At 65.3% G+C, this 14,190-nt stretch carries 11 protein-coding genes; 6 read left to right on the top strand and 5 right to left on the bottom strand.

What is annotated here, in order from left to right:
* Positions 1 to 4: 4 nt before the first annotated feature.
* From tagF to tssJ, 5 genes are all read right to left on the bottom strand, one after another.
* A complete protein-coding gene (tagF, locus tag QO259_RS05935) occupies positions 5 to 922 on the bottom strand; it encodes a type VI secretion system-associated protein TagF (RefSeq protein WP_285952167.1) in 918 nt (305 codons plus the stop codon).
* Between the two features lie 116 nt (positions 923 to 1,038).
* Positions 1,039 to 5,034: a type VI secretion protein IcmF/TssM N-terminal domain-containing protein gene (locus QO259_RS05930; RefSeq protein WP_285952166.1), complete on the bottom strand. Its 3,996-nt coding sequence runs from the start codon at positions 5,032 to 5,034 to the stop codon at positions 1,039 to 1,041.
* Between the two features lie 14 nt (positions 5,035 to 5,048).
* Positions 5,049 to 5,762: a type IVB secretion system protein IcmH/DotU gene (gene icmH, locus QO259_RS05925; protein ID WP_285952165.1), complete on the bottom strand. Its 714-nt coding sequence runs from the start codon at positions 5,760 to 5,762 to the stop codon at positions 5,049 to 5,051.
* A complete protein-coding gene (gene tssK, locus QO259_RS05920; RefSeq protein WP_285952164.1) occupies positions 5,759 to 7,105 on the bottom strand; it encodes a type VI secretion system baseplate subunit TssK in 1,347 nt (448 codons plus the stop codon). The genes icmH and tssK overlap by 4 nt, the downstream gene beginning before the upstream one ends.
* 68 nt (positions 7,106 to 7,173) lie before the next feature.
* The gene (gene tssJ, locus QO259_RS05915; protein WP_285952163.1) at positions 7,174 to 7,731 is read right to left on the bottom strand and encodes a type VI secretion system lipoprotein TssJ; all 558 of its coding nucleotides are present in this window, start codon (positions 7,729 to 7,731) and stop codon (positions 7,174 to 7,176) included.
* A 313-nt stretch (positions 7,732 to 8,044) separates the two neighbouring features.
* On the opposite strand from tssJ, the gene QO259_RS05910 reads away from it, so the two are divergent.
* The 6 genes from QO259_RS05910 (at position 8,045) to tssF (ending at position 14,176) form a co-directional block, all read left to right on the top strand.
* Positions 8,045 to 8,524, top strand: coding sequence for a copper resistance protein NlpE N-terminal domain-containing protein (locus tag QO259_RS05910; protein WP_285952162.1), 480 nt, complete (start codon positions 8,045 to 8,047; stop codon positions 8,522 to 8,524).
* A 266-nt stretch (positions 8,525 to 8,790) separates the two neighbouring features.
* Positions 8,791 to 9,546, top strand: a complete 756-nt coding sequence (locus tag QO259_RS05905; protein WP_035469442.1) for a hypothetical protein — start codon at positions 8,791 to 8,793, stop codon at positions 9,544 to 9,546.
* 147 nt (positions 9,547 to 9,693) lie between these two features.
* On the top strand, positions 9,694 to 10,227 hold the full coding sequence (gene tssB / locus QO259_RS05900; protein WP_035469440.1) for a type VI secretion system contractile sheath small subunit: 534 nt from the start codon (positions 9,694 to 9,696) through the stop codon (positions 10,225 to 10,227).
* Positions 10,228 to 10,239: 12 nt separating this feature from the next.
* Positions 10,240 to 11,739, top strand: coding sequence for a type VI secretion system contractile sheath large subunit (tssC, locus tag QO259_RS05895; RefSeq protein WP_035469437.1), 1,500 nt, complete (start codon positions 10,240 to 10,242; stop codon positions 11,737 to 11,739).
* A gap of 119 nt (positions 11,740 to 11,858) precedes the next feature.
* On the top strand, positions 11,859 to 12,341 hold the full coding sequence (tssE, locus tag QO259_RS05890) for a type VI secretion system baseplate subunit TssE (RefSeq protein ID WP_035469434.1): 483 nt from the start codon (positions 11,859 to 11,861) through the stop codon (positions 12,339 to 12,341).
* Positions 12,341 to 14,176: a type VI secretion system baseplate subunit TssF gene (tssF, locus tag QO259_RS05885; RefSeq protein ID WP_285952161.1), complete on the top strand. Its 1,836-nt coding sequence runs from the start codon at positions 12,341 to 12,343 to the stop codon at positions 14,174 to 14,176. The genes tssE and tssF overlap by 1 nt, the downstream gene beginning before the upstream one ends.
* Positions 14,177 to 14,190: the final 14 nt, after the last annotated feature.

The raw sequence follows: 14,190 nt of genomic DNA, 5'->3' as shown, positions 1-14,190 counted from the left end.
GTGTCTACCGTGCGTCGCACGGAAATTGCGCCATGAAATCGGCCAGACTCAACCGGGTATCCGGGAGCGGCAAGGTACCGGGATGCGGCTCGTCGTCCGCGAAGGGCGACAGCACGTCGATGCACAGACGCCTGTCGTCCGGGTTCGAGAGCACCTCGAAGAACTGTTCCGCGCTCTGCCAGACCGGCATCAGCAGCAGCCGCGGGCGCATGAAGTCGTCGACCAGCATACTCATCACCGGCGTGCCACCGGGGCAGGCGGCGCCCAGCCACTGCTGCCAGAGATCGGCGACCGGGCGCTTGAGCCCGCGCTCTGCGGGTAGCGGCAGCATCACCGCCTGGGTACTGCCGGCACGCCAGCGCATCAGCGCATAGTGCAGGCGATGCAGGCAGCCGCCGCTGATGAACTCCGGCCAGCCCCACTCCAGCGCCTTGGCCACGTCGGCGAAGCTGTAGTCGAGCAAAAAGCGCTGATGGATGCGCTGATACAGCGCGATGTCCTGGTCGTTGAGCTGGCGCAGCTCGCCGATCGCCGCCACCGGGTCGATCGGCGACGCGCCATGCACGGAGTCGGTGAGGATCGTGCGCGCCTGGGCGGCGAAGATCTCGCCCAGGGTGTTGATGCAGGGCAGCAACACGGGGCGCCCTTCCGCCTTCAGCGTCTGGAAGACGAAGAACGGATAGCGCCGCCCGGAGGCATCCGCCGAGCTGATCATGGCCCCGGTCACATGGCTGCCGTTGCGTGCGTAATAGTTGAAGAAGCACACCGGCAGCGCATCGAAGCGATGCTGCCAGTCGTCGTGGTCGAGAAACTGCAACAGCGCACTCTGTAACCACTGGTCGAGCTCCTGGATCACTGCCCCGGTGGCATTCACGCCTACGAAGTCGGCCTGCGTGGGAATCTTGCCAAAGCAGCCGATCATGCCGACACCCTCTTCATTACCCGCTCATACCCTGTTCCATGTCTCGCCCGGCCGCCGCCGAGCCGCACCGCCCCGTACCGCCGAGCCCTGGCCTGCCAGCCTCGGCGGCCGCGGGCTCACTGTCCGGACCCGCTCATCTGCGGAATGCGCAGCGACTTGATCCGTTCGAGATCCGAGATCTTCACCCCACCGAAGTTGCGCACATCGAAGCTGGCCGTGCCCATGTAGGTGTTCCAGCTGAACCGTTGGCGCGCCTTGTCGATCGGGGTGATCCGGGCACTCTCGATCATGCGCAGGAAGCCCCAGCGGTTGGGATAGTCGAACACCGTATGGCGCTGGCCGTTGCGATTGACGATATCCAGACGCGCGCCAAAGGTTTCGCCGTTGCCCGGCCAGGTCAGCCGCTCCCACGACTGGGTGTTGTTACGGTAGTGCAGCCGCTGGCCGTCGATGGTCAGGATGATATCGGTCAGCCCCGCGGTGGGGTTGATCTGCAGCTCGAAGCCGTTCTGCAGGTCAGACAGGCTGTCGATGACCCGGCCGAGGGCGGTGGCGTCGTCGATGCTCGAGAGCATGCGCGGGTCGACCATGGTCGAGCGCTGGCCACTGCCGGAACCCGCCAGATCGCCGATCTCCTCCTTGCGGAACTGCGACATCACCCCCTTGTCGGGATCGATGAAGTACTCCATGTCGCGCACCGAGGCTTCGTTGACCGAGTCGCTGACCGGATAGCGCCCGGCAATCATCTGGTCCCACGGCGTGACGATCTTGTCGTCCCAGGCGGCGTTGAGCTGCTGGCGCGCCGGGGCGTTGAGCGCCTTCCAGGTGTCCTCGACCGGCTCGCGGAACAGCGGTTCGAGCGCCCGGATCAGCGGCGTGCGCGAGGTATCCACGCGCGAGGCGACGAAGTTGCGCAGGGTGTTGATCTCGGTCGGCTGGCCGGAGAGCGTCGCCATGATCAGCGACTTGCTGCTGCGGCCCACGTCTTGGGCGCTGCGCACGTTGTCCACGCGCACCTTGAGCTGGCGCAGGTCGAGCAGGTACTGATTGAGCACCGAGTTGTCGCTGCCGGTGGCATCGTCCGCCGCCAGCAGTCGCGTCACCGGGCGGAAGTGCCGGGTCAACAGGCCATCGTTGAGGCGCGGCAGCGTGTTGATATCGACCGCAGAGGCACCTCCCGCGCCGTTGAACACGCTCATCACCCGGCCCCAGAAGCTCTGGTCCTTGGCCTTGCCGCTGGCATCGTCCTCGGTCTGCGCCTTGGGGTCGTCCCAGGTGGTGTTGGCCTTGACCGCTTCCAGCACCTGGCGCAGCGGCGAGCCCTGCAGGTCGCTGAGCTGGGATAGGCGCACGCTGGCCTGGTCCAGGGTCTCGAAGTCGGCGACGTGGGTGTTGTCGAGGAAACGCTCCCAGGCGATGGCGTAGTCACGCTTGTAGCGCGCCATCAGCTGACTGACGAAGCGCGCCTTCGACTGCACCGCATCGTCGACGTTCTCGTCGTCGAGCACCCAGTCCGATTCCCGCTGGAGATCGCCGGAGACGGTCTCGATGATCGCCGGACGCAGGTACTGGTTCCACACCTCGCGGGTATAAAAAGCCGGTACCGCACGGCTGGAGTAGAACAGCCGGCCTTCCATGTCGGGGGCCATGCGCGACAGCGTCAGCGGTTCGAAGCGCTGCTCTACCTCCAGCTGGTAGCGCAGGTATTCGCGGTCGACCAGGCTCGAATCGATCAGGAAGGCGTTGAGCCGGTCGCGGCTGTCGGCGACCAGCTTGTCGTCGCGCTCAAGCGCCGGCGCCTTGCCCTCCTGCAGGTAGTGCACGTAGAGCGCGGCGTTGTCCATGATGCTGTCGCGGGAGGTATCCAGTCCGCGGCGCGCCACGTAGTCGGCCCACAGTCGCGGCAGCGCCGAGGCGACGAAGTCGCCCTGATCCGCATGGGCGTCCGGGTCGGTCAGAATCAGATAGAGCTTGAGCGAGGAGTAGCTCTCGATCAGCTGCTCGACGTCCGCCTGAGAGAGCTTGGTCAGCATCTCCTCGGAGAGCGAGGGGCCCTGCTCGCCGGACAGCGTGAGCGTGGACTCGTCGCCATCGGCATCGCCCACGGCGCTGCCCAGTTGGCTGGTACGATCACGCAGCCCCTCTTCCAGCGAGGTTTCGGCGCTGCTGCGCGCCGAGTACCAGGCATCACGGGCGCTGTCGGTGGTGCGTGAACGCAGCTCACTGCGCGCGCGACTGCCGATCTCGGAGGCGCTGGTGGGTACGCTGCCCAGGGTCGGCCGCGAGGTCGAGCGCTCGCGCATGCGCGCCATGGCGTCTTCGCCGATCTGGCGGCCCTGGTCCCGCGCCGCGCCGGCGGCATCCGCATGCGTACCTGCCTGCGCCGACGCGTCGGCGGCCGTTCCGCCTTCGCCGTTACCGGTATCGATACCGTCGGCCGAATCACCGAAGGCGGCCAGCGAACGCAGCTGCCGCGCCAGACGCCAGGAGAGCGGCGTCAGCACGTCACGCGTGAACAGCGTGGCCCAGGCTTCCTTCAGCGGCGCGCGCAGCGCATCGCCCTGATACAGGCCCAGGTCGAGACGCAGCGGCACGCCGGTCTCGCGGTGACGCTCGATCGCTGTCAACTGCTGCTCCAAGTCGTCGCGCAGCGCCCGGCGCTGCGCCGGCTGGAGGCTGGCATCCGTACCGAGAGGCGCGATGCGCTCGCGGATATGTTCGAGCCACTGCTTGTTGTTGTAGGCCGACCAGCCCTGGGCGGCGATCGCCGCAACCCCGAGCGCACCGACCGCGCCGATCATGAACGGCGGCAGCGAGCGGCGGTCACCGCGCTGGGAGTAGTAGAGGCTCAGGTTGCGGTCGGGGAAAACCACCCGACGGAAGGTATCGGTGATGAAGTAGCTACGCTCACCGTTGCGCGGCGCCGCTGCGGTCGCCGACGTCGGCGCCAGGGCGAAGGCGTCGCGGGTCTGCTCGTCGATCAGCGCCGGCAGCGCCGGGCCGCTCTGCAGCGCGCTGGTGAAGTAGAGCCCGCGCAGGATCGGTGCGCGCTCGGCGTTCTGCTGGGTATCGAACTGCTCGAGGAAGTCGCTGAGCACACCGTAGAGTTCGGCGAAGTAGTCGGGGAAGCGTAAAAGCTCGCTGTCGGCATCGCTGCCCTCTTCCACCACGCGGGCGTCGACCCGTGCGCGCAGCGTGGCCACCAGCCCCGGGAAGCGCTGCTGGAAGGCCCGGGTCACGCCCTGGCGACGCAGCTCGTCGAGCGAGAAGGTCAGGCCCCAGGGCTGCTGGCGCTCCGTGGCGTCGAGCGCTTCGAAGGTACGGGTGAAGCCGGGCAGCAGGTCCGCCTTGCTGAAGAACAGATAGACCGGCGGATTGATGCCCAGGCAGGCGCGGTACTCGCTCACCCGGCTGACCAGCTGCTCGGCCAGCGCGTGGGCGTCCTGTCGCGACTGTTCGAGCAGCTCGGGCAGGCTGACCACCAGCACCAGACCGTTGATCGCCGGCTTGCGCCGCTGCTTGCGCAGGGTCTTGAGGAAGTCGGCGAACTCGCTCGCCGGCCGATCCTCGACCAGATAGCGGCCGGCGGTATCGATCATCACCGCCTCGCGGCTGAAGTACCAATCGCAGTGCTGGGTGCCGCTCACCGCGGAGAGATTGCTGCCCCCGGCCATGGTCGCCGAGAGCGAGGAGCGGGTCAGCAGCGAGGTCTTGCCCGAGGCCGCCATACCCACCACCAGATACCACGGCAGCTCGTAGAGCGAGGCCTTGCCGCCATCCACCGAGCGCGCCGCCCGCTGCATCGCCATGGCGTGCTTGAGCCGCTCGCTCAGCACCTGATAGTCGCCGGGCTCGCTCTCGGCGGCCTCGCGGTGTACCTCGAGCTCGACCAGATTCTCGATGTTGCGCTCGGCGCGGATGCGGTGGTACTGGCGCATCACCACGACCAGCAGCCACAGCGCGGTGACCAGCGCCATGGCGATGAAGATGAGCTCGCGCTCCTGGGTCACCAGCGGCAGCAGCAGCACGCACAGCGCCAGCCCCACCAGCCAGAGGACGATCGAGAGCGGCCAGAAGCCTTTGAGCGCGCGCAGGAATCGAAGAAAACGCATGGTCACCTCGCCCCTCAACCCTGGCTATCGAACAGCTGACGGATCTGCTCGATCAGCGCATCGGTCTCACTGCCCAGCCACCAGCGCAGGCCGCCATAGACCAGCAGGCAGACCACCACGATGACCAGCAGGTAGACCCACAGCGGGATCTCGTAGCGCAGCAGCTGGCCGACCTGATCCGGCAGCTTCCAGCTCTCGCGACCGTCGATCTCACGCTTGCGATAGCGCGCGATGTCCTGGCCCAGGGTATTGGCGATATAGCGCAGCTGGTCACGGTTCTCGAGGCTGTACTTGCCTTCGAACCCCAGCGCCAGGCAGAGGTGATAGACCTCGAGCACGTCCAGGTTGCCACGCACGTCGCTGCGCAGGCTGTCGAGGCGGTCGTAGAAGCCCTCCCCTGCCAGGTGCACACCGAAGTAGCGGTACTGGAACGGGTGCAGCTCGACGTGCTCGCGGATATTGCCCACGCCACCCTTGAGCACGCTCTCGTCGAGAAATGCACACAGCGCGTACTGGGCATCCTTGACCGCCTCGGCGCTGTAGTTCTCGGCCCGCGCCTTCTCCTCGAATTCGCGCAGCCACTGGTCCACCCGTTCGAGGAAGCGCTCGACGCTCTCGGCCTGCTGGCCACGACGCACCATCAGCACCATGGAGATGAAGTCGCGCGACAGCGTCTTGAGCGTGCGCGGCTCGGCGATATCGGAAGGGTGAGCAAGGGCTTCGGTCATTTCATCACCGCCATCAATTCGATACTGAGGTTCTTGAATCCGCTGGGTACGTAGAAGGCGATCGCCTGGGCTTCCATCATTCGCTCATACACCGCGCCGTGGGGCTCGAGGGCGAAGTAGTGGTTGTCCAGGCGTACCGGTATCGCGCTGGGCAGGCGCGCGGCGTGGGTCAGGGTGCCGCCGGGCATGGCGGTGTTGACCACCACTTCGATGTCCTCCGGCGAGCCCACCTTGAACGCCCGCGGCACCAGTTCGAGGATCTGGGAGCCGGGCATGTCGGCATGCACGCAGATATAGAAGTCCGCTTCCTTGAGGCGCGCATCGTTGAGCCGCCCCACGTAGTAGGAGGGGCGCGTCTGCTCCAGCGGAATCGGGATGTACTGGTTGGGCACCACGATCTCGAGCAGCTCGCGCACCACCTTTTCCAGACCCAGCAGCGCCGGCGCCGGGTCACGGTGGTCGTACTCGGGGATGTCGGCCAGGCGGTGCGACATCGAGAAGGTCATCAGGCCGGCCGCCAGCTCGGCGAGGAAGCGATAGAGCGTCTCCGGGTGCAGCCGCGGATGATTCAGCATATGCGCCAGCTGCGGATAGGCGCGATTGATGGTGTAGAGCAGCCAGAACAGGGTGACGTCACTGGAGCCGAACTCGGCGACCTGATCCGCGCGCTCGCGCCGGCGTCCGGAGAGCGCCTCGCTGCGCGCCTGCAGCATGCCGATCAAGCGGTTGGCGATCTCCAGCGGCAGCGACACCGCATCCAGATGCAGCGCCGGGGGCATGAACTGCTCGCTGTCGAGACTGAAGCCGCCAGCGGCATTGCGCTTGAGCAGCGCGATCGGGCAGTGGGTGAAGCCATCCAGGCTGTCACCCTCCATCAGCAGGGTGGCATTGAGTTCGAGCGTGCCCAGCTCGTTCTCCAGCGACCCTTCGTTCAGGTCGGGCAGGGTCTCGAAGCGCTGCACGAAACGGCGCCCGCCGTGACGCGCCGCATCCTGGTCGAGATAGCTCGGCGACCACGGCTCCAGCGTGCGCAGGGCAGCGTAGATCTTCACCTCGCCATTGCGGGCCAGCTCGTCGAGACTGCGCCCCGGCGGCAGCGGGTCGTGCTGCGGTGCGTCGAACAGGGTGCCGTCCGGAAACACCAGCTTGAGCCGGGTCAGGCGCAGCATGCCCTGATCGAGCGCGCCACTGTCGACCTCCAGCGCCTGCACGCCCCACTGGAACGGATGCTGGCTGTGGCGTGACTCGGCCAGCTGACGCTGGTGGAACTCATCCTGATACTGAAAATGCTGGGGCAGGAGGAACATGCCCTCCGACCACATGATGCGATTGTGTTTACTCACGTCCCTGTCCCGAACCCTGATTGCTGTCGTCAGCGTGGCGCCGCGGCGTAGCGCTGGCGCCACGCGCCTCAGTCGCCAAGCAGATCGTGGCCGCGCTCGACCTCGATGCGGTCGTCGACCAGATGCAGCTTGACCCCATCGGAGGCGCTCAAGAGGCCATCGTTGCGCAGCTCGTTGGCGTCGAAGATCACGTGCCAGTCGTCATTGACGGTGTTACGGAAGAATGCCGCCACGCCGACGAACTGAGCGCTGGGGTCCAGCGCGGCGGTGTCGATTTTCTGTGTCCCGGGGAGCAGCGTCAGCTCACGCTGCGACACCAGGCTATTGCCCAGCACGCCCTGGGGATTGGCCCACAGCTGACGCGGCGAAGCGGTGGCGAAGGGCGCACGCTCGGTCAACTGATAGATCCGCACGACCACGGAGAGCGGCTCGCCGTCGACGTCTGGGTTGAGCGCGCTGTCGCTGTCGAGGGTGACGCGCACGCGCTCGCTGTTGCCGAACAGATCGCCGGCCCAAGTGTCGTCGAAGCGCTTGCCGACCCGATCGGCCACACCGCACCCCGCCAGCAGCACCACTAGCCATCCCACCAGGAGAAACGCGCTCACGTGGCGCAGCGTTACCCTCATCGACTTCTCGCTCCCCTTTCTTCTTTTCAGGTAATCCCGGTCGCATTCGATGACGCCGGGGCCGGATTCAAAGCTGCACCAGACCTGCACCCAACCTGCAAAACGGGCAATCGCCGACGGTCAGCGAGAACAAGCTAAACGTTGACCAGCGACGCCCGTAAAGAGACTGCGCCGATTGTCGGCGCAGAACTAAGGAAACTTAGACTTCTTTCAGACAGTGACCACCTTAACAGATTTAGTCGCTATAATAGGGCACAAGTTTAACAAACGCTTACCCTTTAACATTAATTTACACAAAGGCCGACCAAGACACATGCGAATATCGAAGCTGAAACGTCTCTCGGTTGTCGGGTGTCTGGCACTGAGTGCCTGCGCCAGCGGTCCGCAGACGCCGGTCGATTATGTCAAAGTGACCGAGCGCTTCACCGGCACCCTGCCCTGCCAGGACTGCCGCGGCGTCGACACCGACCTGATCCTCAAGCGCGATCCGATCACCGGCGCCCCGGCCGGCTTCTATCTGCACGAGATCCGGATCGACGCCCCAGGCGGCGAGCGAGTCAACACCGCCTGGGGAAAATGGGCGCTACACCGCGATGTTAACGACTTTCAGCGCCAGCTCTACGCACTCCAGCCGGAGGTCGGCCAGACGCGAATCTTCCAGCCGGTGGACGGCACGGCGCTCGAGCCGCTGGACGCACAGGGCGACCCGCTGCGTGACAGCGAAGGCGAGCCAGCACGGCTGGAGCGCGTCACGCCGGACCTGAATCTGGCCAATAGCACCGCTGACGATTAGGTCTCAGAACGTGCTACAGTGCAACGATAAGTTTGATTACATCACGTTGTAAGAGATCTCTTACAAGATGAATGGCGGATCGCTGTAATAGTCTGTCAGTACATTCTGATACACGCATATAGCGTTTTCTGGCATCCTCACGAGTCGATGCATGCCGGACGCCGAGTGCAATAACGAATGTACCTAATCGACGTGACAATCCGACGTGACAATGGATGACGCCGGGGTACTCCCGAGCAACGCTCGAGCCGATCCAGGAATCGATCATGACGCAGTCTTTCGATGTCGATAGTTTCATCCGCTCGCGCAAGCAGACGCGGGCGGTTTCCGACTTGCTCAAGGCGCAGGCATCGGACTATCTGGCCACGCTCTCCCCGCTGGTTCGCCCGCAGCCGCTGTTCGGCGAGTACCTGCAGGGCGCGCCGCGCGGCAGCGGTCGCGAGACCCAGCACCACTTCAAGGAGTTCCGCACGCTGTTCGACAAGCACGCCGGCGCGCGGCCCTTCAATCTGATGAACGAGCTCGAAGTGCCGCTCAACATCATCAACTCGACCCCGGAGCTCTATCCGCTCGAGTACGACCACACCCTGGACAACGGCACGCGCGTGCGCGTCACCAGCCCGACCCGCTGGGTGGTGGGCTACAGCTCGTTCGAGCTCAGCCGCTTTCGCCAGGTGGTCGGTGACCCCAACCGCAGCGGCTCCGAGCTGCACCGCTTCGTGGTGCACTACCTGATGCTGTTCCACTGCTTCAGCCGCGCCGGCGGTCTAGGGCGGCTATTCAAGGGGCTGCGCTTCCCGGTGGGGTTCCAATGCCTGGACGACTTCGGTGACCTGCCCTTCTGCGTCATCAGCTCGCCGGTGTCATCGACGCTGCCGAGCGATCCGGTGATTCGTCACAGCACCGAGATCTCGGGCAGTCGCAGCTTCGAGGAGCTGATCTCCGACGCCGAGATCGAGGCGATGCGCGACGGCCTGCGCGAGCAGCTCACCGAGGCGCTGGCGGCCGCCAGCGCAGAGTGATCGACGCCGTCGTCGATCTCGCCGAGACGGCACTGCCAAAACACGACATCGCTTGAACGACATCGCTTGAAAGACATTGCCCAAACGACATCGTCACCACGGCATTCGTCACCCGGACACTCGACATCTCAACAAGAGGACGACCTCATGGCCAAGAACGAAAGTACCCAGCACAAGCTCTCGCGTGTCAGAGCGCCCCGCGTACACCTCACCTACGACGTCGAGATCGGCGACAGCATCGAGAAGAAGGAGCTGCCGTTCGTGGTCGGGGTGATGGGCGACTACTCCGGCAACCCGCTCGAGCCGCTGCCGCGGCTGAAGGATCGCAAGTTCGTCAACATCGACCGCGACAACTTCGACAGCGTGATGAAAGGGGTCAAGCCGCGCCTGAGCTATCGCGTCGACAACACCCTGGCCAACGACGGCTCGCAGCTGCCGGTGGAGCTCAACTTCAAGCGCATGGAAGATTTCGAGCCCCAGGAAGTGGTGCGCCAGGTGGAGCCGCTGCGCAAGCTGCTCGACGTGCGCAACAAGCTCGCCGATCTGCGCAACAAGATGGGCGGCAACGACAAGCTCGAAGAGCTGTTGATGGATGTGCTGCAAAACACCGAGAAGCTCAAGGCGCTGGGCGAAGAGCTCGGCCGCGAAGCCGCTGCCAAACCGCAGGACGAGAAGGAATAACAGGAGTCACTCATGGCCGAGAATCAGACCGACAACCAGCCCCAGAGCGAAACCCAGGAGGTCTTCGCGCCGGAGACTTCGCTGCTCGACAGCATCATCTCCGAAAGCCGCGTGGCACGTTCGGAGACCGAGCGCACCCGCACCCGTGACCTGATCGACGAGCTGGTGCATCAGGTGCTCGAGGGCGAGGTGACCCCGAGCAAGGATCTGATCGCGGTGCTGGATTCGCGCATCGCCGAGATCGACTCGCTGCTCTCCGACCAGCTCAACGAGATCATGCACGCCAGCGAGTTCCAGCAGCTAGAAGCCTCCTGGCGCGGGCTGAAGTACCTGACCGACCAGTCCGAGACCAGCACCAACATGAAGATCCACATGTTGAATGCCTCGAAGAAGGACCTGGTCAAGGATCTCAAGTCGGCGTCCGAGTTCGACCAGAGCGCGCTGTTCAAGAAGATCTACGAGGAGGAGTACGGCACCTTCGGTGGCGCCCCCTACGGCATGCTGATCGGTGACTACGAGTTCGGCCGCCACCCGCAGGACATGTACCTGCTGGAGCAGGTCTCGCACGTCGCCGCCGCGGCCCACGCCCCGTTCATCTCCTCGGCCTCGCCGGAGCTGTTCGGCTGGGACTCGTTCACCGACATGACCGGCCCGCGCGACCTGTCGAAGATCTTCGACACCGTCGAGTACGCCAAGTGGAAGTCGTTCCGCAATTCGGAAGACGCCCGCTACGTCGGTCTCACCCTGCCCCATGTGCTGGGTCGCCTGCCCTACGGGGAAGAGACCACCCCGGTGGAAGAGTTCAACTTCACCGAGAACGTCGACGGCCGCGACCACAACAAGTATCTGTGGATGAATGCCGCCTACACCATGGGCGCGCGCGTCACCGACGCCTTCTCCCAGTACGGCTGGTGCGTGGCGATCCGCGGGGTCGAAGGCGGCGGCCTGGTCGAGGACCTGCCGACCCACACCTTCCAGACCGACGACGGCGAGGTGGCGCTGAAGTGCCCCACCGAGATCTCGATCACCGACCGCCGCGAGAAGGAGCTTTCCGACCTCGGTTTCATTCCGCTGGTGCACTGCAAGGGCACCGACTACGCCGCCTTCTTCGGCACCCAGTCGGCCCAGTTGCCCAAGCAGTACAACACCGACGTCGCCAACGCCAACGCGCGGCTGTCGTCGCAGCTGCAGTACATCTTCGCCACCTCGCGTATCGCCCACTTCATGAAGGCGATCATGCGCGACAAGGTGGGCAGCTTCGCCTCGCGCCAGAACGTCGAGGACTACCTCAACGAGTGGCTGTCGCAGTACGTGCTGCTGGACGACAACGCCGGCCAGGAAGCCAAGGCCAAGTACCCGCTGCGTGAAGCGCGGGTCGAGGTCGCCGAGGTGCCGGGCAAGCCGGGCGCCTACAAGGCGGTCACCTTCCTGCGCCCGCACTACCAGCTCGACGAGCTGACCGCGTCGCTGCGCCTGGTCTCCGAACTGCCGCAGTCGACCCGCGGCTCTTGAGTCCGAGGGGCGGCGCGCCGCCCCAACGTGCAGGCCAGTCGCGTCGCCGCTCCGGCGGCGGCGCGATCAGCGTTATCCAGCCGCCAAGATCATTCGCCGCCTCGAGGGAGCGTTACGGCATGAGCGACACGATGCAGATGGTCCCGACGCTGCTCGACCGTCTACTCGACGACGAGCCGCAGCACACCACCGAAGCGCAGCCCGGACACCGCTGCTCGGTGAGCGCCTACAAGGCCTCGGTGGTACGCGATCTGGAGCTGCTGGTGAACACCCGGCGCGAGCTGATCGCCGGCGAGCTGGATGCCTGGCCGGGGCTGCAGGGCACGCTGCTCGACTACGGCCTGCCCGACTTCATCAGCCGCGGCGTGCGCAGCACCGAGGACCGACGCCTGATCCAGCGCCAGCTCGAACGCACCATCGAGCACGGCGACAAGCGTTTCAGCAGCGTCCGCGTGGAGCTGCTCAACCAGGACACCCACGACCGCATCCTGCAGTTCCGCATCGAAGCGGTGCTGTCGCTGAGCGAAGCCAGCCAGCGCGTCGCCTTCGATGCCGTATTGCAAGTCAATACCCGCCAATACAAGGTGCAGAACCTGATCTAATGCTCGACGACCTGCTGCCCTACTACGAGAAGGAACTCTCGCACCTGCGCTTTCTGGGGCAAGAGTTCGCCACGCGCTATCCCAAGATCGCCTCGCGCCTGCTGCTGGAGGGGGATTACTGCGAAGACCCCCACGCCGAGCGCATGATCGAGTCGTTCGCGTTTCTGAGCGCGCGCGTGCACAAGAAGCTCGACGACGACTTCCCCGAGATCGTCGAGGCGTTTCTCGACGTGCTCTATCCGCACTATCTGCGGCCGACGCCGTCGCTGTCGATCGTCGAGTTCGACCCCGGCCCCCAAACCTCGCTCACCGGACGCTACCACTTGCCGCGGCATACCGCGCTGCACTCGCGCCCGGTGGAGGACGCCGTGTGCCGCTTTCGCACCTGCTATCCGGTGGACGTCTGGCCGGTGGCGCTGAGTGGCGCCGAGCTGACCCGGCTGGAGCGCTCCTCGTTCAACGCCCACGGCAACGACCACGTGGCCAAGCTGAGCCTGAGCCTGGAGACCCTGGGCAACACCGATTTCGGCAAGCTCGGCCTCGACCGCCTGCGGCTGTTCCTGGATGGCGAAGGCAGCCTGATGCATCCGCTCTACGAGATGCTGTTCAACAATGTCGCGCGGGTCTCGGTGAGCTTCGTCGAGGGCGGCCAGACCCGCGAGATCGGACTGCCCGCGGACGCCATCACCCCGGTCGGCTTCGGCCCGGACGAGGGGCTGATCGACTACTCCGAGCGCTCCTTCATCGGCTACCGCCTGCTGCACGAATACTTCACCTTCCCCGAGAAATTCCTGTTCTTCGATCTCTCGGGGCTGGCGCGGCCGCTGGCCGACAAGCCGGTGACCCGGGTCCAGATTCATTTCCTGTTCCGCGACTACGACCAGCACGAGCGCCTGGCGCGTCTGGCCCAGACCCTGGGCCGGCACAACTTCCGCCTCGGCTGCACCCCGGTGGTCAATCTATTCGCGCAGCAGGCCGAGCCGATCAAGCTGACTCACACCCGCCACGAGTATCCGGTGGTGCCGGACGTGCGCCACTCGCGCTCCACCGAGATCGTCTCGATCGACGAGGTGACCCGGGTGATCCGTACCGCGACCCGCGATGAAATCGCCCCCTGTCTGCCCTTCTTCGAACCTCGTGACAGCGAGAAGCAGGCGCGTCAGAGCTACTGGATCGCGCGCCGGGTCGGGGCGGAGAACGCCCGCGACCCGGGCACCGAGATGCGCCTGCGGGTGGTCGACCGCGAGCTGGAACTGCTCGACGGCAGCAGCGACACCCTGAGCCTCAGGCTCACCTGCAGCAACCGCGACCTGCCCCAGTTGATGACCTTCGGCCATCCGCAGGGCGACTTCACCCTGGAGCGCGAGCAGGTGGTGCAGCAGATCCGCTGCCTGCGCAAGCCGACCTCGCCGGTACGCCCGCCCATGGGCAAAGGGGTGATCTGGCGGCTGGTCTCGCACCTCTCGCTCAATCATCTGTCGCTGGTCAGCGATGGCCGCGAGGCGCTGATGGAGCTGCTGTCGCTCTACAACTACCGCCAGGCCTCGGCGATCCGCAAGCAGATCAACGGCATCACCGCGATCGCGAGCGAACCGGTGATGACACGTATCGGTCACCCGCGCCCGGCGTTCGTGCGCGGCACCGGCATCACCCTGGAGCTGGACGAGAGCCAGTTCACCGGTAGCGGTATCTATCTGTTCGGCAAGGTGCTGGATCACTTCTTCGGTCAGTACTGCAGCCTCAACAGCTTCACCCAACTCACGCTGCGCTCACGCCAGCGCGAACAGCGAGTCGTCCAATGGCCGCCGAGAACCGGTACTCAGCCCCTGGTCTGATCGACCAGGCGCGC

It is taken from the genome of Salinicola sp. JS01 (assembly GCF_030284585.1).
GTDB lineage: Bacteria > Pseudomonadota > Gammaproteobacteria > Pseudomonadales > Halomonadaceae > Salinicola.
This window is presented reverse-complemented; position numbering and strand designations above follow the sequence as displayed.